This is a genomic window from Streptomyces mexicanus, assembly GCF_902506575.1.
Classification (GTDB): domain Bacteria; phylum Actinomycetota; class Actinomycetes; order Streptomycetales; family Streptomycetaceae; genus Streptomyces; species Streptomyces mexicanus.
This window is the reverse complement of sequence record NZ_LR732544.1, coordinates 1,744,688-1,766,061: the sequence shown is the minus strand read 5'-3', so window position 1 is coordinate 1,766,061 and position 21,374 is coordinate 1,744,688. Positions and strand designations below refer to the sequence as shown.

At 72.8% G+C, this 21,374-nt stretch carries 17 protein-coding genes and 2 pseudogenes; 7 read left to right on the top strand and 12 right to left on the bottom strand.

The window, feature by feature from the left end; all coding sequences use genetic code 11:
• Positions 1-254 precede the first annotated feature (254 nt).
• Positions 255-497 (bottom strand): annotated as a pseudogene (locus GV126_RS07945) (hypothetical protein); the annotation flags it as partial.
• A gap of 305 nt (positions 498-802) precedes the next feature.
• Positions 803-1,585, bottom strand: coding sequence for an IclR family transcriptional regulator (locus tag GV126_RS07940; RefSeq protein ID WP_159663940.1), 783 nt, complete (start codon positions 1,583-1,585; stop codon positions 803-805).
• Positions 1,586-1,845: 260 nt separating this feature from the next.
• Between GV126_RS07940 and GV126_RS07935 the strand changes: the two genes are divergently transcribed.
• Entirely contained in the window at positions 1,846-2,355 is a 510-nt protein-coding gene (locus tag GV126_RS07935; RefSeq protein ID WP_159663938.1) for a DinB family protein, read from the top strand.
• A gap of 465 nt (positions 2,356-2,820) precedes the next feature.
• Here GV126_RS07935 and GV126_RS07930 read toward each other — a convergent pair whose 3' ends face one another.
• The 5 genes and pseudogenes from GV126_RS07930 to kdpF all read right to left on the bottom strand — a co-directional run bounded on the left by GV126_RS07930 (position 2,821) and on the right by kdpF (position 8,473).
• Positions 2,821-3,405: a hypothetical protein gene (locus GV126_RS07930; RefSeq protein WP_202035342.1), complete on the bottom strand. Its 585-nt coding sequence runs from the start codon at positions 3,403-3,405 to the stop codon at positions 2,821-2,823.
• A 394-nt stretch (positions 3,406-3,799) separates the two neighbouring features.
• Positions 3,800-4,468, bottom strand: a complete 669-nt coding sequence (locus GV126_RS07925; RefSeq protein WP_185947070.1) for a potassium-transporting ATPase subunit C — start codon at positions 4,466-4,468, stop codon at positions 3,800-3,802.
• A gap of 24 nt (positions 4,469-4,492) precedes the next feature.
• Positions 4,493-6,595, bottom strand: a complete 2,103-nt coding sequence (kdpB, locus tag GV126_RS07920; protein ID WP_159673443.1) for a potassium-transporting ATPase subunit KdpB — start codon at positions 6,593-6,595, stop codon at positions 4,493-4,495.
• A gap of 53 nt (positions 6,596-6,648) precedes the next feature.
• Positions 6,649-8,351 (bottom strand): annotated as a pseudogene (kdpA, locus tag GV126_RS07915) (potassium-transporting ATPase subunit KdpA).
• 32 nt (positions 8,352-8,383) lie between these two features.
• A complete protein-coding gene (gene kdpF, locus GV126_RS07910; RefSeq protein WP_018566520.1) occupies positions 8,384-8,473 on the bottom strand; it encodes a K(+)-transporting ATPase subunit F in 90 nt (29 codons plus the stop codon).
• Positions 8,474-8,932: 459 nt separating this feature from the next.
• Between kdpF and GV126_RS07905 the strand changes: the two genes are divergently transcribed.
• On the top strand, positions 8,933-10,540 hold the full coding sequence (locus GV126_RS07905) for an alpha-L-arabinofuranosidase B (RefSeq protein ID WP_159663934.1): 1,608 nt from the start codon (positions 8,933-8,935) through the stop codon (positions 10,538-10,540).
• A 78-nt stretch (positions 10,541-10,618) separates the two neighbouring features.
• Entirely contained in the window at positions 10,619-11,518 is a 900-nt protein-coding gene (locus GV126_RS07900) for a DUF72 domain-containing protein (protein WP_159663932.1), read from the top strand.
• Here GV126_RS07900 and GV126_RS07895 read toward each other — a convergent pair.
• Positions 11,469-12,899, bottom strand: coding sequence for a GntP family permease (locus tag GV126_RS07895; protein ID WP_159673441.1), 1,431 nt, complete (start codon positions 12,897-12,899; stop codon positions 11,469-11,471). The genes GV126_RS07900 and GV126_RS07895 overlap by 50 nt on opposite strands.
• Positions 12,900-13,081: 182 nt before the next feature.
• Complete coding sequence (locus tag GV126_RS35680; protein ID WP_201299813.1) at positions 13,082-13,225, bottom strand: hypothetical protein; 144 nt, start codon at positions 13,223-13,225, stop codon at positions 13,082-13,084.
• A gap of 502 nt (positions 13,226-13,727) precedes the next feature.
• Here GV126_RS35680 and GV126_RS07885 point away from each other — a divergent pair.
• From GV126_RS07885 to GV126_RS37270, 3 genes are all read left to right on the top strand, one after another.
• Positions 13,728-15,053, top strand: coding sequence for a M20/M25/M40 family metallo-hydrolase (locus tag GV126_RS07885; RefSeq protein ID WP_159663930.1), 1,326 nt, complete (start codon positions 13,728-13,730; stop codon positions 15,051-15,053).
• A 162-nt stretch (positions 15,054-15,215) separates the two neighbouring features.
• Positions 15,216-15,449: a chaplin ChpH gene (chpH, locus tag GV126_RS07880; RefSeq protein ID WP_159663928.1), complete on the top strand. Its 234-nt coding sequence runs from the start codon at positions 15,216-15,218 to the stop codon at positions 15,447-15,449.
• 188 nt (positions 15,450-15,637) lie between these two features.
• Positions 15,638-16,501, top strand: coding sequence for a chaplin (locus GV126_RS37270; RefSeq protein WP_159663926.1), 864 nt, complete (start codon positions 15,638-15,640; stop codon positions 16,499-16,501).
• Positions 16,502-16,605: 104 nt separating this feature from the next.
• Here GV126_RS37270 and GV126_RS07870 read toward each other — a convergent pair whose 3' ends face one another.
• A complete protein-coding gene (locus GV126_RS07870; RefSeq protein ID WP_028422893.1) occupies positions 16,606-16,794 on the bottom strand; it encodes a DUF5703 family protein in 189 nt (62 codons plus the stop codon).
• Between the two features lie 47 nt (positions 16,795-16,841).
• On the opposite strand from GV126_RS07870, the gene GV126_RS07865 reads away from it, so the two are divergent.
• The gene (locus GV126_RS07865) at positions 16,842-17,549 is read left to right on the top strand and encodes a hypothetical protein (protein ID WP_159663924.1); all 708 of its coding nucleotides are present in this window, start codon (positions 16,842-16,844) and stop codon (positions 17,547-17,549) included.
• 174 nt (positions 17,550-17,723) lie between these two features.
• Here the strand turns inward: GV126_RS07865 and GV126_RS07860 are convergent, their stop codons facing one another.
• Both GV126_RS07860 and GV126_RS07855 read right to left on the bottom strand, forming a co-directional pair.
• Positions 17,724-20,324, bottom strand: coding sequence for a helix-hairpin-helix domain-containing protein (locus tag GV126_RS07860; protein WP_159663922.1), 2,601 nt, complete (start codon positions 20,322-20,324; stop codon positions 17,724-17,726).
• Positions 20,321-21,304 (bottom strand): aldo/keto reductase, encoded by a 984-nt coding sequence (locus tag GV126_RS07855; protein ID WP_159663920.1) that lies wholly within the window; start codon positions 21,302-21,304, stop codon positions 20,321-20,323. The genes GV126_RS07860 and GV126_RS07855 overlap by 4 nt, the downstream gene beginning before the upstream one ends.
• Positions 21,305-21,374 lie beyond the last annotated feature (70 nt).

The following is a 21,374-nucleotide window of genomic DNA, read 5'->3' as shown; positions in this document are numbered from 1 at the left end:
GTGTGGATCGGGGGGGGGGCGTGCTGCTCAGACGGGGCGGGTGTCTACGATCCGGGGTAGGACGTGATCTGCCTCCTATGGGTGGCATCACATCCCGGACCCTCCCGAGACCCCCGCGGCGCCCTCTTCGGGGACCCGGAGAAGACACCCGCCGAGCCACCCGTCCTCCCACTCGCTCTCCGCATCGGACCGCCCCGCTCAGCCCGACAGCGCCTCCAACGACCGGCCCCGCGTCGAGGTCGACAACGTGACCGTCACCAACACCCCACCGCCAGGACCGCGCAGATCAGGGTGAAGACGCCCGCGAAGTACAGCGAGGCGTACATCGTGCCGATGATCACGGGGCCGGTGATCCCGCCGATACGGCTGAACGCGTCGGAGGTGGCCGCGGCCATCGACCGCAGCCGGGTCGGACAGACCTCGGGCAGATACGTGTACAGCGGGGCGTACAGGCCGTTGAGGAAGAAACCCAGCAGCACGCTCAGGACGAGGACCGCCGCGTCGCTCTGAGCCTGGGAAGGTGCGGGAGCGAGCGCGCGGCTCGGGAACGTGACGGGGTGTGTTCGCCGGCACGCGGCTCAGGTAGGCGGCTCACGCACGCGGCTCAGGGGGTGGCAGGGATCGTGGGCCGGGTGTGCGGCTGCGGGCTGTAGCAGGAGCCGGGGCCGGGCGTGTGACTCAGGGGTGCGGCAGGCGCCGTGGACAGGCCTGTGACTCAGGAGCGGTGCTCAGGGATGTGGCCCGGGACGGGGGCCAGGCAGAGGGTCGGGTGTGCCGGTGGAGCACGTGGCCCGGGACGCGCTCAGGCGCGCAGGCCGAAGGCGGCGCCGTCCAGGCGCAGCAAAGGTTCGATACGGCGGGTCAGGGGACGCAGCACGGCCAGGGCGCCGGTCGGGGTGATCCGCTCGCGCGGACCGTGCACGCTGAGCGCGGCGACGGTCCTGCCGTCCTCCCGGCACAGGGGGACCGCCAGCGCGGCGACCCCGTCCTCGGCGTCGTCGGTCGACGTCGCCCAGCCGGTCGACCGGATCAGCGCCATGTCGTCCGCCGACGGCAGCGGCACACCACGCCGGGCCAGCGCCGCGACCGTCTCCTCGTCGCCCAGCGCGCACAGCAGCCGGCCGGTCGCACTGCTGCACAGGCCGAGCCGGTCACCCAGCAGCAGGGTGGCGTGCAGGGCACGGCCCGGCTCGGCGCGCTGCACCACGCGGGCGGTGTCGGCGTCGAGTACGGCGATGCTCACCACCTCACCGCAGGCGCGGGCGGCCTCGGCGAGCAACGGGGCGGTACGCTCCCCGACACCGGCCTGGCGCAGCGCGGTGTGCCCCAGATGGGCCGGGCGCAGGGTCAGGCGGTAGGCGCCGTCGGGCAACTGTTCCATCCAGCCGGCGGTCTCCAGCGTCACCAGCTGCCGGTGGACCTCGCCGCGCGAGGTCCCGACCGCCCGGGCGAGCGAGGAGACGCGGACGGGTTCGTCGAGGTCGGCGAGGAAGTCGAGGAGCGCCAGCGCTTTCAGTACGGTGCTCAACGGTCGGGTGGCACGGGGCGAGGACGCGTCCTCGCCGCCGCTTGTCACTATATGCATGACACTGTCCTTCTCTGCGAGACGCGGGAACTGTAGGCGTCCGTGCGCGGCGCGACAAGACACCTGCGGTCGATTTCTGCATCCACCGGCGGGCAGCTCCCTGCGCACGGAGTTTCCGATACACGCAGATCCCTGACGCCCGCTCACCCCTTCCGGAGACCACCTGCACCCCGCTCTTCGGCGTGGTGTTGCTTGACATGTGCTCTCCATGTTCGCGGTAGGGTGCAACCGTCCTGTTCAGCTCGAAGGGAGAGCAACCGATGGGAGCCGACGGTCGCATCGGACCGCCCCATTTCGGCAGTGAACGTGAGATGCTGCGAGCCTTCCTCGACTATCACCGGGCAACCCTGGCCATGAAGTGTGAGGGGCTCACCGACGAGCAGCTGCGCCGGCGGTCGATGCCGCCCTCGACGCTGTCGCTGCTGGGCCTGGTGCGCCACATGGCCGAGGTCGAACGGGCCTGGTTCCGCAGGGTGTTCGAGGACCACGACGCGCCGATGGTGTGGTCCGACCGCATCGACTTCCAGGCCGCGTACGACGCGAGCGAGTCGACCAGAGCGGAAGCGTTCGCCGCATGGGAGGCCGAGGTCGAAACCTCGCGCCGCATCGAGCGGGAGGCCGCATCCCTGGATGTGGCCGGGTACCAGCCACGGTGGGGCGAGCAGGTGTCGCTGCGCATGGTGCTGCTGCACGTGCTGCTCGAATACGGCCGTCACAACGGGCACGCGGATTTCCTGCGCGAAGGGGTCGACGGCACTGTGGGTGCCTGAGCCTGCCGCCACCGAGGACGTCGCGGTGGCCGGGTGGCGGTTCCCGCCGCCCCCTCGTCGCCCGGTTCCGTCACCGGTCCCGTCGCCCGGTTCCGTCATCGGTCTCCTCACCCGGTCGGGTGCGCGGGGCTGCCGGTGGAGTCGGGGACGGCCGTGGTCCTGCCCGGCCCGCTCTCCGCTGGTCCTGGGGCGGAGACGGCCGGTGTGCCGGGCGGTGGGCCATACGTGTGGCGGCGTGGACAGGCTCGCCGTGTCTGCCGGGCGGTTCTACTATGACGTGGTAGGCGCGTGACGCTCCGGGTCCCGACCTCTGGTCCTGGCCGGGGCGCACACAGAAGCCCGGCCCGATTACGGCGGGCCGGGATTCTGTGTCATGCCTCTGTTAGCAGGGCCCCGGCCCGATTACGGCGGGCCGGGGTTCTGCGTCACTCGTGTCGCGTCGGTCGGGTGGTGTCGCTGGTGTGATCAGTCGTCGTCCCGGTCGCCCTTGCCGCCCTTGTCGTCGCGGTCGTCGTGGTCGCGGTCGTGGACGATGCGGAGGCTGGCGAGGACGCCGTCCCTGACCTTGACGGCGTCGGTCTTGCCGGGCTTGACGCCGTTGCTGGTGCTCCAGGGGCCGACGGTGGCGATGGGGGCGCCGTTGTCGCAGGTGGCGCCGCGGAAGACCTCGACGGTCTTGCGGCTGTCGTTGCGGATGTTGAAGCTGTCGGAGCCCAGTCCGCTGATGACGGTGATGCAGCCGGTCGGGTGGGCGGAGTAGGAGCGCTCGTTGACGTGGATCCAGCCCTCCTCGCGGTGCTTGCGGCCGTGGTCGTTGCCGCGGTCGTTGCCGTGGTCGTTGCCGTGGTCGTTGCCGCCGTGGTCGTTGCCTTCGTTGCCCTTGCCGGCGCCGCCGTCCATGGGGGCCTGGGCGGGGACCTGCTGGACGGCCGCCGGGACCGTCCGGGCCTCGGGTGCGGAGGCGGCCGCGGCGTAGGTGATGCCGGTCGCGGTCAGTGCCGCGGCGGCCGCGATGCCCGCGGTGACAGCGTGGGAACGGGTCATGATCATGGCACTGTTTCTCCTGTCTCACAGAGAGGCCGGCTCGGCAGCCGACGTGAGACTGAACGTACATATGCCCATCGAGGCTGTCATTTCGGGCTTTTCGGAAGCGCTGAGGACAGGGGGCCGATCGGGGTATCGGGAGGCGTCGCCGACCGACCTGACGAGCTGTCAAAGTCGTCCGGGATTGTGCAGATTGACCGACAATTAGCCCTTCGAGGTGATTTCCTGACACCTGCTCACCCGGGGCCGCGGCGACCCCGGGGCTACTGTCGGCGCGTCGATGCTTGACACGTGCTGGTGCGGGTGCCCACGAGGGCGTGTGGCCGGTGGCGGTGCGCGGCGGGAGCCGGCGGAACCGGGTCGCCCCGGCCGCCGGCTCCCGCGTGGTCGCCCCAGGCCGTCAGTGTTTCGCCAGGAGGCCCTTGAGTGCGATGTTGAGGTCGAGGACGTTCACCCGGGGCTCCCCGATGAAGCCGAGCGTACGGCCCTCGGTGTGGTCCTCGACCAGCTGCTCGACCCGGGCGACGGGCAGGCCGTTCCTCGCGGCCACCCGATGCACCTGGAGCCGGGCGTACTGCCGCGAGATGTCCGGGTCCAGGCCCGAGCCGGAAGAAGTCACCGCGTCGGCGGGAACCCGCGAGGGCTCGACCGTGCACCCGGGCACCGAGTTGTCCCTCGCCACGGCCGCCTTGGCGGCCTCGACCCGCTGGATGAGCACCTTGTTGTCGGCGGCGAGGTTCGTCGCCCCCGACACCAGCAGGTGGTACCGGGTGTTCACGCTGTTGCCGCTCAGACCGGCCGCCGGCCGCCCCTGGAACCACCGCAGATCGGGTTCGGGTGTCTGCTGACCCTTCTTCGACGGCAGGTCGTACGACTGCCCGATCAGCGAGGAACCGACGACCCGGCCGCCCGCCCTGACCTCGGACCCGTTGGCCTTCGCCGGGAACAGGCCCTGGGCGATGCCGGTGACGGCCAGCGGGTACAGGACGCCGGTCACCAGGGTCAGCACGAGAAGGGCGCGCAGGCCCGCCCCGAGCAATCGGGCGGTGTTCGTGACGGAGTTGTTCATGGCGATCAGCACGCCTTTCAGGAATTACAGCCCGGGGACGAGGGAGACGAGCAGGTCGATGAGCTTGATGCCGGCGAAGGGCGCGACCAGGCCGCCGAGGCCGTAGACCGCGAGGTTGCGGCGCAGCATCCGGTCGGCGCTCCGCGGCTTGTAGCGCACGCCCCGCAGGGCGAGCGGCACCAGCGCGATGATGATCAGCGCGTTGAAGACGACGGCCGACAGGATCGCCGAGTGGGGCGAGGACAGGTGCATGATGTTCAGCCGGTCCAGGCCCGGGTAGACCGACGCGAACAGCGCCGGGATGATCGCGAAGTACTTGGCGACGTCGTTGGCGATCGAGAACGTGGTCAGCGCACCGCGTGTGATCAGCAGCTGCTTGCCGATCTCGACGATGTCGATGAGCTTGGTCGGGTCGGAGTCCAGGTCGACCATGTTGCCGGCCTCCTTGGCGGCCGACGTGCCGGTGTTCATGGCCACGCCCACGTCCGCCTGTGCCAGGGCGGGTGCGTCGTTGGTGCCGTCGCCGGTCATCGCGACCAGCTTGCCGCCCGCCTGCTCCCGCTTGATCAGCCCCATCTTGTCCTCGGGGGTGGCCTCGGCGAGGAAGTCGTCGACGCCGGCCTCCTGAGCGATCGCCCGGGCGGTCAGCGGGTTGTCCCCGGTGATCATGACGGTCCTGATGCCCATGCGGCGCAGCTCCTCGAACCGCTCGCGCATACCGTGCTTGACGACGTCCTTGAGGTGGACGACGCCGAGCACCCGCGCGCCCCGGTCGTCCTCGACCGCGACGAGCAGCGGAGTGCCGCCGGCCGTGGAGACGCGCTCGGCGATCCGGGCCGCGTCCTTCGCGACCGTGCCGCCGCGCTCCTCCACCCAGGCGATGACCGCGCCGGCCGCGCCCTTGCGGATCCTGCGGCCGTCCACATCCACACCCGACATGCGGGTCTGCGCGGTGAAGGCGATCCACTCCGCGTCGGCCGCCTCTCCCTGGTGGCGTTCGCGCAGCCCGTACCTCTCCTTGGCCAGGACGACGATCGACCGGCCTTCGGGGGTCTCATCGGCCAACGAGGACATCTGTGCGGCGTCCGCCACCTCGGCCTCCGTGGCGCCGCGCACCGGGAGGAACTCGGCCGCCTGCCGGTTGCCGAGGGTGATCGTGCCGGTCTTGTCGAGCAGCAGCGTGGAGACGTCGCCGGCGGCCTCGACCGCGCGGCCGGACATGGCCAGGACGTTGCGCTGGACCAGGCGGTCCATGCCCGCGATGCCGATCGCGGACAGCAGCGCGCCGATCGTGGTCGGGATGAGACAGACCAGCAGCGCCACCAGCACGACCATCGTCAGGCGGGTGCCCGCGTAGTGCGCGAACGGCGGCAGTGTGGCGCACGCCAGGAGGAAGACGATCGTCAGCGAGGCGAGCAGGATGTTCAGCGCGACCTCGTTGGGTGTCTTCTGCCGGGCCGCGCCCTCGACGAGCCCGATCATCCGGTCGATGAAGGTTTCGCCGGGCCTCGTCGTGATCTTCACGAGGATCCGGTCGGAGAGCACCTTCGTCCCGCCGGTCACCGCGGACCGGTCGCCACCGGACTCGCGGATGACCGGCGCCGACTCACCGGTGATCGCGGACTCGTCGACGGAGGCGACGCCCTCGACCACATCCCCGTCGCCGGGTATGACGTCCCCTGCCTCGCAGACCACCAGGTCGCCGACGCGCAGTGCGGTGCCCGGCACCCGCTCCTCGCGTGTGCGGTCGGCGTCGAGCCGGCGGGCCACCGTGTCGGTCCTGGCCCTGCGCAGGGTGTCCGCCTGAGCCTTGCCGCGGCCCTCGGCCACGGCCTCCGCGAGGTTGGCGAACAGGACGGTCAGCCACAGCCAGGCGCTGATCGTCCAGCCGAACCAGTCGCCGGGGTCGGTGACGGAGAACACCGTGGTGAGCAGGGACCCGATCCACACCACGAACATCACCGGGGACTTCACCATCACCCGCGGGTCGAGTTTGCGGACGGCGTCCGGCAGGGACGACAGCATCTGCCGGGCGTCGAAGAGGCCCGTGCCGGCGCGGGCCTGGGCACGGCTGTGCCCGGTGGGTGCGTCGCGGTGCGGCGCCCGGGGAGGAGTGGCTGTGGACATGGGGTCCTCGTGCGGGTGGGGAGGTGGGGTGGTGGTGTCCGTGTGTCCGGTCATCAGGCCAGCCCTTCGGCCAGCGGGCCCAGCGCGAGGGCCGGGAAGTACGTCAGCCCGACGATGATCAGGATCGCGCCCGTCAGCAGGCCGGTGAACAGCGGTTTATCGGTGCGCAGGGTGCCCGCGGTGACCGGCACCGGCTGCTGCCGGGCGAGCGAGCCGGCCAGCGCCAGGACGAACACCATGGGCAGGAAGCGGCCCAGCAGCATCGCCAGGCCCGTGGTGGTGTTGAACCAGTCCGTGTTCGCGTTCAGGCCCGCGAAGGCCGAGCCGTTGTTGTTCGCGGCGGACGTGAAGGCGTACAGCACCTCCGAGAAGCCGTGCGCCCCCGGGTTGAGCACCGAGTGCGGGGGAGTGGGCAGGGCCATGGACAGCGCGGTGAGGACCAGCACCAGCGCCGGGGTGATCAGGATGTAGGCGGCGGCCGCCTTGATCTCGCGGGCGCCGATCTTCTTGCCCAGGTACTCGGGTGTGCGGCCGACCATCAGACCGGCGATGAACACCGCGACGACCGCCAGGACGAGGGTCCCGTAGAGGCCGGAGCCCACCCCGCCGGGCGCGATCTCCCCGAGCATCATGCCCAGCATGGTGATGCCGCCGCCCAGGCCGGTGTACGACGAGTGGAAGGAATCGACCGCGCCGGTGGAGGTGAGCGTGGTGGACACCGCGAAGAGCGACGAGCCGCCGACGCCGAAGCGGACCTCCTTGCCCTCCATCGCCCCGCCCGCGACCTGCAGCGCGCCCTCGTGGTGGGCGAACTCCGTCCCCATCATCAGCGCGACGAAGCCGACCCAGAGGGTGGCCATGGTGGCGAGGATCGCGTACCCCTGCCGCACGTTGCCGACCAGCACACCGAAGGTGCGGGTCAGGGAGAACGGGATCACCAGGATCAGGAAGATCTCGAAGAGGTTGGTGAAGGGGGTGGGGTGTTCTCGAAGGGGTGGGCGCTGTTGGCGTTGAAGTAGCCGCCGCCGTTGGTGCCCAGCTCCTTGATGGCCTCCTGGGAGGCCACCGCGCCGCCGTTCCACTGCTGCGTGCCGCCCAGGAACCGGCCGACCTCGTGGATGCCCGAGAAGTTCTGGATCACCCCGCAGGCCACGAGGACGACCGCGGCGACGGCGGCCAGCGGCACCAGCACACGGACCGTGCCGCGCACCAGGTCGGCCCAGAAGTTGCCCAGCTCACCGGTGCGCGTGGCGGCCCCGCCCGCAAGGGCGGAGGCGAACGTCCGGGAGGCGGCGAAACCCCGGACCAGCGCGATGGCGACGGCCATGCCGACGGCCGCGGAGACGAAGTTCTGCACGGCCAGGCCTGCGGTCTGCACGACGTGGCCCATGGCCTGCTCGCCGGCGTAGGACTGCCAGTTGGTGTTGGTCACGAAGGACGCGGCCGTGTTGAACGCCTGGGCCGGTGCGATGGAGGAGAAGCCGAGCGAGCCGGGCAGCACGCCCTGGATCCGCTGCAGCGCGTACAGGAACAGCACACCGATCGCGGAGAAGGCCAGCACGCCGCGCAGGTACGCGGGCCAGCGCATCTGCGCGTCGGGGTCGGCGCCGATGCCCTTGTAGATCCACTTCTCGATGCGCCAGTGCCGGTCGGCGCAGTAGACCCGGGCCATCCAGGTGCCGAGGGGAACGTGGACGAGCGCCAACGCCGCGACGAGGGCGATCAGTTGGAGGATGCCTGCGAGTACGGGACCCATGTCGCCCGCCGCAGAGGCAGCTGATGTCACCGTCAGAACCTCTCCGGGAAGATCAGGGCGAGGACGAGATACCCCAGCAGGGCGACGGCCACGATCAGGCCGACGACGTTCTCGGCGGTCACAGCTTCGTCACCCCCCGGGCGACGAGGGCCACCAGTGCGAAGACCGCGAGGGTGGTGGCGACGAAGGCCAGATCGGCCATCGTGAACTCCTGAAAGAGACTCGACAAGAACGGACGGTCAGAGCAAACCGCCTGTTCAGCCGTTTGCGACCGTCGTTGACGGGTCCCTTACTGCGGCACCCGGGGCTTTGACGGGTCTCTTACGCGCCGGCCCGCGAAAGGCGAGCCATGTGCCGGACGGAACGCCCGCTCCCACCGTCCTGACCTCGGCTTTCGTCGGTCGAAGTATCGGACGTGCGCGACTGGTTGACACCCCCGGGGCGCTTCCTATCATCAAAGGTCGTCCGGTCTTTCGTTCATTGTTCGATATAACGAACGTGCATGCTCGGGCGGAGGTGCTTGGCATGCGCATGGCATCAACAGGATCTCCGACCCCCCACTCGATGCGAGGAGATGACCGATGTCCCTGACCCCGACCCGCTCCCGGCGGGTCAGACCGCTCGCCCTGTTCGCGCCGGCGCTGGCCCTGGCCGCGGCCCTGTTCGGCGCCCCGGCGGCCGGCGGCGGCAGTGCCGCGGCCGCCGACGGCAGCGCCGCCGTCAGTGGCACGGCGGCCGCCGGCTCGCTTCCCTGCGACCTCTACGCCGCCGGCGGCACGCCCTGCGTGGCCGCGCACAGCACCACCCGCGCGCTGTACTCCGCGTACAACGGCCCCCTCTACCAGGTCAAACGTGCCTCGGACGGTGCCACCCGGGACATCGGCGTGCTCAGCACCGGCGGATACGCCGACGCCGCCGCGCAGGACGCGTTCTGCGCCCGGACCAGCTGCCTCATCACGGTCATCTACGACCAGTCCGGCCGCGGCAACCACCTCACCCCGGCACCCCCCGGAGGGTTCAACGGCCCCGCCGCCGGCGGCTACGACAACCTCGCCGAGGCCTCCGCCGCACCCGTCACCGTGGGCGGCCACAAGGCGTACGGCGTCTTCATCGCCCCCGGCACCGGCTACCGCAACAACAACACCCACGGCATCGCGACCGGGGACCAGCCCGAAGGCATGTACGCCGTCCTCGACGGCAGCCACTACAACGGCGGCTGCTGCTTCGACTACGGCAACGCCGAGACCAGCGGCCTCGACACCGGCAACGGCCACATGGAGGCCATCTACTTCGGCAACATCAAGGTCTGGGGCTACGGCACCGGCAACGGTCCCTGGGTCATGGCCGACCTGGAGAACGGCCTGTTCTCCGGAGTCAACGCCGGCTACAACGCGAACGACCCCAGCGTCAGCCACCGCTTCCTCACCGCCGTCGTCAAGGGCGGCCCCAACCAGTGGGCGATCCGGGCCGGCAACGCGCAGTCCGGCGGCCTGTCCACCTACTACAGCGGGCCGCGCCCCAACGTCTCGGGCTACAACCCGATGAAGAAGGAAGGGGCCATCATCCTCGGCATCGGCGGTGACAACAGCAACGGTTCCGCCGGCACCTTCTACGAAGGCGTCATGACGTCCGGTTACCCCTCGGACGCCACCGAGAACGCCGTGCAGGCGAACATCGACGCCGCCGGCTACACGGCACCGGCCCCTGCCGGCGGCCTCACCGTGGGATCGAAGGTCTCGCTGCGCGCGACCACCTCCTGCTGCACCAACGACTTCCTGCGGCACAACAGCGCCGACAGCAACGCCGTCATCGCGCCCGTCACCTCCTCCAGCCCGGCCGCCGACAAGGCCGCCGCGACCTGGACCGTGCGCGCGGGCCTGGGCGACGCCTCCTGCGTCTCCTTCGAGTCCGCCGACCGACCGGGGCAGTACCTGCGCCACTACGACTACCGGCTGCGTGTCGACAGCAACGACGGCAGCGCACTGTTCCGGCAGGACGCCACGTTCTGCCCGCAGGCCGGCCACAACGGCCAGGGTGTCTCGCTGAGGTCCGCCAACTACCCGAGCGACTTCGTGCGCCACTTCGACTACAACGCCTACATCGCCGGTGACGGCGGCTCCCACGACTGGGACAGCGCCACCGCATGGGCCGACGACACCAGCTGGGCCGTCGCCTCGCCCTGGGCCTGACCATCCCGCGCGACCCGCACCCCGGCCGTGCCACCGAACCCGGTGGCACGGCCGTCCGCGCGGGGTAACCGGTGTGCCATGGGAGACATACTCATCGGCACGTGTTCCTGGACGGATCCGGCGCTGGTCCGCAGTGGCTGGTACCCGCGCGGGCAGCGCGACGCGGAGGGACGGCTGCGGTACTACGCGCGCCGCTTCCCGCTCGTCGAGGCCGACTCCGGCTACTACGCCCTGCCGCAGGAGCGCACCAGCCGCCTGTGGGCCGAACGGACCCCGGACGGCTTCGTGTTCGACGTCAAGGCGTTCGCACCGCTCACCGGACACCCCGTCAGGCCACAGGCCCTCCCGCAGGACCTGCGGGGCGCCGAGCTGAAGGACCCCGGCGTGCTGGACGACCTGTGGGCACGGTTCGCGGACGGCATCGCACCGCTGCGCCGGGCCGGACGGCGCGGCAGCGTCCTGTTCCAGTTCCCGCCGTGGTTCCGGCCGGGACCGCGGGCGGAGGCCTTCCTGGCCGCGTGCGCGCGGCGCACCCAGGGGTGGCCCGTTGCCGTGGAGTTCCGGCACCCCGACTGGTGGCGGCCGGCACACCGGGAGGCCACCCGGGCACGCCTCGCCGACCACGGGTTCGCCGCCGTCGCCGTCGACATGGCGCAGTCGCCGCCGACCGCGATCCCGCCCATCACCCCGGTCACCACACCGTGCCGGTCCGTCGTGCGCTTCCACGGACGCAGTACGGCGTGGGGCACCGGAAGCAAGGAGGACCGCTTCCGGCACACCTACACCGAGGACGAACTGGCACAGTGGGTGCCGCGGCTGCGGGCGCTCGCCGACCGGGTCCGCTCGCTGCACGTGCTGTTCAACAACTGCTGCGCCGACGCCGCCGTACGCGCCGCGCAGACCATGGCCGACCTGCTTCAGGCTCCCGTCAGGCGAACAGCGACAGCAGCAGGGCCATCGCCAGCCCGAACACACTGACCAGGGTCTGCACGGCGGTCTGGGTCTTCGCGGCCTGCCCCAGATCCATCCCGAAGGACTCCTTGACCAGCCAGAAACCGGCGTGGTTCACATAGTTCAGACCGATGGAACCGGCGCCGATCGCGACCACGAGCAGGGACGCCCGCAGACCGCCGGCGGCACCGATCAGCGGGGCGACGATGCCGGTCGCGGAGACGATGCCCACCGTCGCCGAGCCGGTCGTCAGCGACAGCAGCAGCGACACCAGCCAGCCCAGCAGGATCACGTTGAGATGGGCGCCCCTGGCCGCGGCCGCGATCGCGTCACCGATCCCGGAGTCCTGCAGCACCTGCTTGAAGGCGCCGCCCCCGCCGATGATGAGCAGGATGCCGGCGACCGACTTCAGGCTGTCCGCCAGCGAGGTGCGGATCTCCTCACCCGGGCGGCGGCCCTGGGCCATCGTCAGGGCCAGGGCGAACAGCAGGCCCGCCAGCATGGCCACGAGCGGCTCGCCGGCGAAGGTGAGTGCCGCGCGCAGAGTGCTGCCGGAGTCCAGCAGCGTCTCGGCGAGGGGGCGCAGCAGCATCAGCGCGACCGGCACCAGGACCGAGGCCACGGCCAGGCCCACGGGCACACCCGTGCGCGACGCCGCCTCGGTGCGCGGCCGGGCGCCCGGCCCGGCGGAACCGGTCACGGCCGGGGCCGGCGCACCGCCGGTGAACTGGGCCACCAGCGCGGCGTCCGGGCGGACCTCGGGCAGCCGGGGCGCTATCCAGCGGGCGTAGACGGGTCCGGCGAGGATCACGGTGGGCACGGCGCAGACGAGGCCGACGACGAGGGTGAGGCCGAGGTCGGCGTGCAGGCCGGTCATGGCGGTCAGCGGACCGGGGTGGGGAGGCAGCATGCCGTGCAGCGTGGACAGCGAGGCGATGGCGGGCACACCGAGCAGGACGTAGGAGCTGCCCTTCGCGCCGCCCTGGGCGTCCAGCCGGCGGGCCACGCTGAAGATGAGGGGCAGCAGCACGATCAGGCCGACCTCGAAGAACATGGGGATGCCGATGACGAACGCGGCCGCGGCGACCAGCCACGGCAGTCTGCGCGGGGCCGCGCGGCCGACGAGGGCGTGCGCGAGGGCGTCGGTGGCGCCCGAGTCGGACAGCAGCCGGCCGAGCATGGCACCCAGGGCGAGGGTGAGGCCGACGTCGCCGAGCGTGCCGCCCGCGCCGTCCTCGATCGAACCGGTCAGGTCGGCGACCGGCTCACCGGCCGCGAGTCCGGTGCACACCGTGACGAGGATCAACGCGATGAACGGGTGCAGGCGCAGCCGCGAGTTGATGAGGAGGATCAGGGCTGCGATCGCCACCGCGACGATCAGGAGCAGCCACCAGCTGTGTGCGGTCATGTCTTCCTTTCCCTGACAAAGGGGGCATGGGGGCGAAGGACGCCCACGGGTGCGGCAGGCGTACGGGCGGCAAGGGGCGGACAGGCGTGGACGATCAGGCAGGCGAAGCGCGCCGCGCTGCGGAACGGCGCGCGCGGGCCCGCGGCACGGGCCGCGGTGCGGGAGGTCGGGCGGGGTGTGGGTCAGGTGAGCCGCAGGTGTGCGAGCAGAGCACTCACGGCCTTGTCCTGCCGGGCCAGATACGCGCCGAAGGCGTCGCCCGTGAGGAAGGCGTCCGTCCAGCCGTGCCGGGCCAGTTCGGCCCGCCACTGCGGGGAGGAGTGCACGGCGGTGCGCGCCCCGCCCCCCCCCCCCCCCCCCCCCCCCCCCCCCCCCTCCCCCTCCCCCCCCCCCCGCCCCCTCCCCCCCCCCCCCTCCCCCCCCCCCCCCCTCCCCCCCCCCCTCCCCCCCCCCTCCCCCCCCCCCCCCCCCCCCCCCCCCCCACACCCCCCCCCCCCCCCCGTCCTCCCCAAACCACCCAACCCACCCCCACCGTCGCTGGAACCGTCCGGGATACTGACCCGGCAGGCGGTCGGAGCGGCAGAGCGGCGTGCGCGTCGCCCCGCCAGGCACCGGCGGGCCGGCCGCCGCCGCCCCCGCCCCTCCCCCCGCGCCCGCGCCTGCGCGTGTGCCCGCGCCTGCGCCTGCGCCTGTGCCCGCGCGGCCCCGGGGCGTGAACGGCGTGTGACGGGGCGGGGGCCGTCTTGGGCCGGGCCCGGGATGCGAGGGAGGATGAGGGCACCACCGGCACCCGAGGTGGACCACCAGCACACAGCGGGAGGAACCAGCGTGAGCGAGACGGACACGGCCAGGGGCGTCACCGGCGAGGACGAGGTCGTGGACCTCTGCCGCGAGCTGATCCAGATCGACACCAGCAACTACGGAGACCACTCCGGGCCGGGCGAGCGCAAGGCCGCCGAGTACGTCGCCGAGAAGCTCGCCGAGGTGGGACTGGAACCGCAGATCTTCGAGTCGCACCCGGGCCGGGCCTCCACCGTGGCGCGCATCGAGGGCGAGGACCCCTCCCGGCCCGCGCTGCTGATCCACGGCCACACCGACGTCGTACCGGCCAACGCCGACGACTGGACCCACCACCCCTTCTCGGGGGAGATCGCGGACGGGTGCGTCTGGGGCCGCGGCGCGGTGGACATGAAGGACATGGACGCGATGACGCTGGCGGTGGTGCGCGACCGGCTGCGCAGCGGCCGCAGGCCCCCGCGGGACATCGTGCTGGCCTTCCTCGCCGACGAGGAGGCCGGCGGCACGTACGGCGCCCGGTACCTGGTGGACCACCACCCCGACCTGTTCGAGGGCGTCACCGAGGCGATCAGCGAGGTGGGCGGCTTCTCCTTCACCGTCAGTGAGCAGCGGCGGCTCTACCTGATCCAGACGGCCGAGAAGGGCATGCACTGGATGAAGCTCACCGTGGCCGGCACCGCCGGGCACGGCTCGATGATCCACCGGGACAACGCCATCACCGAGCTGTCGGAGGCCGTCGCCCGGCTCGGCCGCCACACCTTCCCGGTGCGGGTGACCAAGACCACCCGGGCCTTCCTCGACGAACTCGGCGACGCGCTGGGCACCGAGCTGGACCCGGAGAACATGGAGGGCACCATCGCCAAGCTCGGCGGCATCGCCAAGCTGATCGGCGCGACCCTCAGCAACACCGCCAACCCCACCCAGCTCGGCGCCGGTTACAAGGTCAACGTCATTCCGGGCGAGGCCACCGCGCACGTCGACGGCCGCTTCCTGCCCGGCCACGAGGAGGAGTTCCTCGCCGACCTGGACCGGATCCTCGGGCCGAAGGTCAAGCGCGAGGACGTGCACGCCGACAAGGCCGTCGAGACCACCTTCGACGGGCCGCTCGTGGCCGCCATGCAGTCCGCGCTGGTGGCCGAGGACCCGGCCGCGAAGGCCATCCCGTACATGCTCTCCGGCGGCACCGACGCCAAGTCCTTCGACGACCTCGGCATCCGCGGCTTCGGCTTCGCGCCGCTGAAGCTGCCGCCGGAGCTTGACTTCGCGGGCATGTTCCACGGGGTGGACGAGCGGGTGCCGGTGGACGGCCTGAAGTTCGGCGTCCGGGTGCTCGACCGGTTCATCGACGCCTCCTGAGGACGCCGGTCAACCCTGGCTTGACCTCGGTATTCGGCCGCGTGTGCGGGCGTGCCCGAGGGAGAGTGAAGGCGACCATAAGCTCGTATCCCCATTACTCCCTCCTCGTTACATCTCATGCGATCGGCAAGACGAGATCGCACGTGCCAACTAGGAGGAAGAATGCTCAAGAAGGTCGTCGCTGCCGCGGTTGCCACCGGTGGACTGGTTCTCGCGGGCGCGGGCCTGGCCGCTGCCGACTCCGGTGCTCAGGGTGCCGCCGTGCAGTCCCCGGGCGTCGTGTCCGGCAATGTCATCCAGGTGCCCGTGCACGTGCCGGTGAACGTCTGCGGCAACACGATCTCCGTGATCGGGCTGCTGAACCCCGCCTTCGGCAACACGTGCATCAACAAGTGACGTTGTGCCCCGCCCCGTGAGGGTCTGACTCCATCGACTCCGTGGGGGGTCTGAACCCGTCGGCCCCGGAGCGCGCGCCATGCGCTCCGGGGCCGACCGGTCTTTCCGCGCGGTCACGACGGCTCGCACGCCGTGCGCGACCGCGCGTTCCGGAAGGTTCCAGAAGGTCGAAGGCAGGGATTCAGTACATGCGACAGGTCACCCGCAAGGGCCTGATGACCGTGGCGGCGGCGACCGGAGTGATCGCCGCCGCGAGCGGTGCCGCCCACGCCGACGCGGGCGCGACCGGCGCCGCGTCCCGCTCGCCGGGCGTGCTGTCCGGCAACACGGTCCAGGTGCCGGTGCACGTGCCGGTGAACGTCTGCGGCAACACGGTCAACGTCGTCGGGGTGCTCAACCCGGTGATGGGCAACACGTGCGCCAACGGCGGCTCGTCCGGCGGAAAGGGCGGCCCGGGGCACGGTTCCGGGCACGGCGGACACGGCCACGGGGGCTCGGGCGGCGGTGCCCAGGCCGGCGGCCACACCGGCGGCTCGCCGGGTGTCGGCTCGGGCAACCACGTCCAGGTGCCGGTCGACGTGCCCGTCAACGTCTGCGGCAACAGCGTCGACGTGATCGGCGTCGGCAACGCGGCGCTGGGCAACCGGTGCGCGAACGAGGGCGGTTCCGGGAGCCACCACACGCCGCCCGGCGGCCACCAGAACCCGCCCGGCCACCCTGGTAACCCCGGCAACCCTGGTAACCCGGGCAACCCCGGGAATCCCGGTAACCCTGGGAATCCGGGCAACCCCGGGAACCCGGGCACCCCCGGGACGCCCGGCACTCCGGGCCACCCCGGTACGCCGACCACGCCGCCCACCCCGAGCGGGACGACGCCCGGCGGATCCGTGCACGTCAACCAGCCGGGTACGCAGACCGTCACCGCGCCGCGGGGCGGGGCACAGCTCGCCGAGACCGGCAGCGAGCTGCCGCTGGGCATCGTCCTGCCGGTGGGCGCGGGCGCGCTCCTCGCGGGCACCGTGCTCTACCGCAGGGCCCGGACCTCGGCCTGAGCCCCATCCGCCCCGGCGGCGTCCGGGCGCACGAGTGAGCGGGCCCCGCACCGGCGGGGCCCGCTCGCCTGAGCCGCCCGGGGCTCACCGTGTGGCGGGCGTGCTCACCAGGTGGCGCGAACCTGGCGGATGATCCGCCGACGCAACCGCACCCTGCGGCTGCCGTCCCGCATCAGGCTCAGGCGGTACAACTCCCAGTGTCCGTACTCGGCATGGTCGGTCAGCAGACGCGTCGCCTCCTTGCGGGAGACCCCGCGCGGCACGTACACGTCGACAAATTCGTATTCCGGCATCGCATCTATTGTGCGGGCTGGGGCCCGGTACGGATAGCGTCTGCAGTATGTCTGATGCTGCGCAGCCCACCGCCGCCGAGGTACGCGCCGCCGCCGAGGCGGTCAAGACCGCGCTCGACCGCCATCTCGCCGCGGTCGAACGCAGGTCGGGTGAGGACGACCCGGCCGTCTACGAGGCGTTCAACCAGCTGGCAGCCGCCGCCGAGGCGTACGACGAGCTGCTCTACGACCGCTACGACGAGGTCACCCCCTTCGAGATCCCCGGCGACGACTCGCTGCCGCCGTACACGGGACCGGAGGAACCGAACGCGATCAGCGTGCTGATCCGCCGCGACTACGCCGTCGCCGAACCACAGCGGCTGCTGTCCCAGGCCCAGCGGGTCGAGGCCGCGGACGTCGAGACCGGCACGGGCATCGGCCAGGGCGCCACCGGGTCGCTGCACGGGGCGCTCGGCATCCTGTTCGGCGAGTACGAGCCGGACGAGATCGCCTCCCGGCACAAGGAGTTCGGCCTGGAGGAGGGCGACTCCACCCTGTGGGTCACGGCCTCGGAGGAACCCGCCGACCCCGGCGAATGGCTGGAGGCACCCTTCGAGCACGTCGATCCGCAGCACGTGGTCTGCCGCTTCGACGTCAGCGCGGTCTTCGACGACGAACCGGACGACGAGGACGACGATCTCGGCGGGGACGACGGCCTGGACGAGGACGAGGACCTCGACGAGGACGACGACCTGGAGCCGCTGGACAGAGCCTGAGCACACCGGCCGCCCGGGGTGAGCGTGCCGTGCCCGGCGGCGCGCCCCCTCGGGCGCCCGGGGCTGCACGCGCCGCCGCGCCGGCTGTGTTCGCACCCGCACGGCGTGCGAGCCTCGGCCGGGCGGCGTTCAGGCCCGCGGACCTGCGGGTCTGCGGCGGGGCGGTGCGCGCGGTCAGGCCGCCTGCTGCTCCTGGGTGCGCAGCAGGACGGGCAGCCGGGTCGTGCGCGGCTTGGCCGGCACCTCGGCCACGGCCCGGGGCAGCGCCTGCTCGGCACCGTGCACCACGGACATGTGGCGGGTCGCCCGCCCGAACGCCGTGTAGACCCACGGCCGGGTCAGGGCCTGCGCGGCGTCACCGGGCAGTACCACGACCACCGCCGGCCACCGGCCGCCCACGGCCTGGTGCGCGGTCAGCGCCCACCCGTGCCGCACCCGGGTCTCCACCTGCTCCCTGGGGACGACCACGGGCGCGCCCGCACAGGACAGGTGCAGCCCGTCGGCGTCGGCCTTCACCACATGACCGGGCAGCGTACGGCCCGGGACGGGGGAGTAGGCGATCCGGTCGCCCGGGTCGAAGCCGCCGAAGCGGCCCGGGCCCGGGTTGAGGCGTTCCTTCAACGCCGCGTTCAGCACGCGCGTGCCCGCCGCGCCGCCGTGCCCCGGGGTGATGACCACGGTCTGCTCGGCCGGCACGCCGATCGCCCGCGGCACGGAGTCCGAGACGAGCTGGACGGTGCGGTGCACGGCCTCCCCGGCGTCCCGCACCGGCACGATCACGACCTCCTTGCCGGGCGCCTCCACCTGGTTCAGCTCGCCGATGCCGATACCGGAGACCAGCTCGCCCAGCGGCCCCGGGTCCGGCACCCGGGAGGCCACGTGCGGGCACACCCGGGCCGCCAGCAGATCCGCGAACACCCGGCCGGGGCCCACGGACCACAGCACCGCCGGATCCCCGGCCAGCACGAGCCGGGCCCCGTCCGGCAGCGACTCCACCAGCAGGGCCGCCGTCTCCACGTCGAGCTGCGGGGCGTCGAGCACGACGAGGAGATCCAGATCGAGCGTGCCGTCGGCGTCCCGGCCCGGCCCCTCGGCGCCCGATAGCAGCCCGGCCACCGTGGCCACGCCGCCCTCGGACGGTCCCTGCGCCCGTCCGCCCTCCTGCGGCGACTGCTGCCGCAGCAGCTCCGCGAACGCCTCCCGCCCGAGCGGGCTGTGCGTGGCGGCCCAGGCGTGCAGCCCGAGCGCGCGGGCCGCGCACAGCAGCCGCGCCGGGTCGACGCGGGACGCCTCCCCGCCCGTGTACAGCACCAGGCCGTGCGCCGCGACCGCGCGGATCAGCTCGGCGGCGGAGCCTCGGGCCGGGCCCGCGGCCTGCTCCCAGTCCTGCGCGGCGATCGTTCCGTCCGGTGCGGAGTTCACGAGCCGGGCGAGGCCGTCGGCCAGGCTCTCTTCGGCGAGCGCGTACCGCTCCAGGCCGACCAGGACGCGCACCGGGCGCGCGGCGTCCTCGTCCTCCTCGCCGTCCCCGCCGCCCTCGGTCCCGTCGTCGGAAGTGTCCTGGGCGTGGCCCCGGGCGGCCGGTGCGCCGGGCTCTTCCAGGGCGTCCTGGAACACCAGGGCCTCGCCCTCCGCGAGGGTTTCCTGCAGCGCCGCGTCCGGGTCGGGCACACCCCGCCGGGCCAGGGCCTCGACGAGGGCGGGAGCCTCCAGGCAGGTGTGCCCGGCCAGGGCCGCCTGCTCCAGCAGCCAGACGGTGAACGCCCGGCCGCGCCGCGGGTCGCCCGGGCCGCACTCGGCACCGAGCAGGGACCGCGCGAAACCGTCGGCCTGCTCGGGCCGCACCCCGGTCACGCGCAGCAGCTGCCACGGGTCCTCCCGCAGCCGCTCGTGCGCGCCCGGGCCGAGGGCCGCCGCGGCCGGCAGGGCGAGTGCCTCCGGCGCGCCGCCGCCGTCGGCCAGCACCTGCCGTACGGCCTGCACGGTCTGCGGGGCGGGGGCCGCGGGCGCGGCGGCGGCCGCCTCGGCCGACACGGGGCCCGGTCGCCGCACCGGCTGCGGGGCGGGCCTGCGCCGCGCGGCCTGCGGCTCCGGCTCGGCGAAGACGGTGGCCGGGGGAGTGGCCCCGCTCTCCACGGCACGCACCGCCGCGAGCAGGTCGGCCGCCCGGCCGGTGAGCCTGCTCCCGCTCTCGATCCGGCCCTTCCTCTCCGCCTTGCGCCGCTCGATCCGCTCCCGCTCGATCCGCTGGGCGGCGAGTTCGGCCTCCGCCTCCGACATCTCGGACGCGGTGCCACCGCCCTCCGCACCTTCGCCTGCGGCCTCACCGTCCCCCGAGCCTTCGCCCGCGGCCTCACCGTCCCCGGCGTCTGCGTCCGGGTCCTCACCGTCCCGGGCGTCTGCGTCCGGGTCCTCACCGTCCCGGGCGTCTGCTGCCGGGTCGTCACCGTCCCGGGCGTCTGCGTCCGCAGCCTCGCTGCTCCCGGCGCCCGGGACCGCCGCACCGTCCTCGCCGGGTGCCGCGTCCTCCGCGGCCCCCGGGTCCGCACCGCCGCCCTCGGCCCCCTGCCCGCCGGATCCCCGCGCCGCACCGCTGCCGCCGCCGGCCGTGTTGCCGGCATCCGCCGCGCCGCCGCCCGCCGCGCCCGGGCCGCCCTCGGCCCCGGCACCGTCCTGCGCGACGGGTGCGGCGTCCTGCGCCGCTCCGGCGTCCTCCGCCGCAGTGTCCGGGGCCCCCGGCTCGGCGTTCTCCGTGGTCTCCGGCTCCGTGCTCACAGCGTGCTCCAGTCGTGATCGGGATAGCGGTGCACGGGCGCCGACACGTCGTCGAGCGCCCGGCAGATCTCGTCAGGAAGACTAAGCGCCTCCACTGACAGCGCCGCCGTGAGCTGCTGCGCCGTGCGCGCGCCGACGATCGGGGCGGTCACGCCGGGTCGGTCGCGCACCCAGGCGAGGGCGACCTGGAGCGGGGTCACCGCGAGCCCGTCCGCCGCCGTCGTCACCGCGTCCACGATGCGGCCGGCGGCGTCGTCCAGATACGGCTCGACGAACGGCGCCAGATGCTCCGAGGCGCCCCGCGAGTCCGGCGGCGTCCCGTTGCGGTACTTGCCGGTCAGCACGCCGCGGCCGAGCGGCGAGGACGGCAGCATGCCGATGCCGAGGTCGAGCGCGGCCGGCAGCACCTCGCGCTCGACACCGCGCTGCAGCAGCGAGTACTCCATCTGCGTGCTCGCCAGCCGGGTCCGCGCGCCCGGCGCCGCCAGCTGCCAGGTGGCCGCCTTGGCGAGCTGCCAGCCGCAGAAGTTCGACACCCCGGCGTAGCGCACGCGCCCGCTGCCGATGGCCACGTCGACGGCCTGGAGGGTCTCCTCCAGCGGGGTGTACGGGTCGTAGGCGTGGACGTGCCAGACGTCGACGTAGTCCGTGCCGAGGCGGGCGAGCGAGGCGTCCAGCGCGGCCAGCAGATGGCCGCGGGAGCAGTCGAAGCGGCGGTCCGGGTCCGGGACGCTGCCCGCCTTCGTCGAGATGACCAGGTCACGGCGGGGCACCAGGCCCTCCATGAGCCGCCCGAGCAGATACTCCGCCTCCCCGTCGCCGTACACGTCGGCCGTGTCGACGAGGGTGCCGCCCGCTTCCCAGAACACCTTCAGCAGCTCCGCGGCGCCGTGCTCGTCGACGTCCCGGCCCCAGGTGAGGGTGCCGAGGCCGATCCTGGACACGCGCAGGCCGGTACGGCCGAGTTGCCTCTGCTCCATGGACGCCGAGATTACTGGCCAGGGCCCGCCCCGTGGGTTACCTGTGGACAACGGGATCTTCCGCCCCGGC

Coding starts and splice junctions, on each gene's coding strand:
- GV126_RS07905 (WP_159663934.1), top strand. CDS start 8,933: ATGTCCCTGACCCCGACCCGCTCCCGGCGGGTCAGACCGCTCGCCCTG.
- GV126_RS07865 (WP_159663924.1), top strand. CDS start 16,842: ATGTCTGATGCTGCGCAGCCCACCGCCGCCGAGGTACGCGCCGCCGCC.
- GV126_RS07940 (WP_159663940.1), bottom strand. CDS start 1,585: ATGCATATAGTGACAAGCGGCGGCGAGGACGCGTCCTCGCCCCGTGCC.
- GV126_RS07935 (WP_159663938.1), top strand. CDS start 1,846: ATGGGAGCCGACGGTCGCATCGGACCGCCCCATTTCGGCAGTGAACGT.
- GV126_RS07855 (WP_159663920.1), bottom strand. CDS start 21,304: ATGGAGCAGAGGCAACTCGGCCGTACCGGCCTGCGCGTGTCCAGGATC.
- GV126_RS07870 (WP_028422893.1), bottom strand. CDS start 16,794: ATGCCGGAATACGAATTTGTCGACGTGTACGTGCCGCGCGGGGTCTCC.
- GV126_RS07900 (WP_159663932.1), top strand. CDS start 10,619: ATGGGAGACATACTCATCGGCACGTGTTCCTGGACGGATCCGGCGCTG.
- GV126_RS07930 (WP_202035342.1), bottom strand. CDS start 3,405: ATGATCATGACCCGTTCCCACGCTGTCACCGCGGGCATCGCGGCCGCC.
- GV126_RS07925 (WP_185947070.1), bottom strand. CDS start 4,468: ATGAACAACTCCGTCACGAACACCGCCCGATTGCTCGGGGCGGGCCTG.
- kdpB (WP_159673443.1), bottom strand. CDS start 6,595: ATGTCCACAGCCACTCCTCCCCGGGCGCCGCACCGCGACGCACCCACC.
- GV126_RS37270 (WP_159663926.1), top strand. CDS start 15,638: ATGCGACAGGTCACCCGCAAGGGCCTGATGACCGTGGCGGCGGCGACC.
- GV126_RS07895 (WP_159673441.1), bottom strand. CDS start 12,899: ATGACCGCACACAGCTGGTGGCTGCTCCTGATCGTCGCGGTGGCGATC.
- chpH (WP_159663928.1), top strand. CDS start 15,216: ATGCTCAAGAAGGTCGTCGCTGCCGCGGTTGCCACCGGTGGACTGGTT.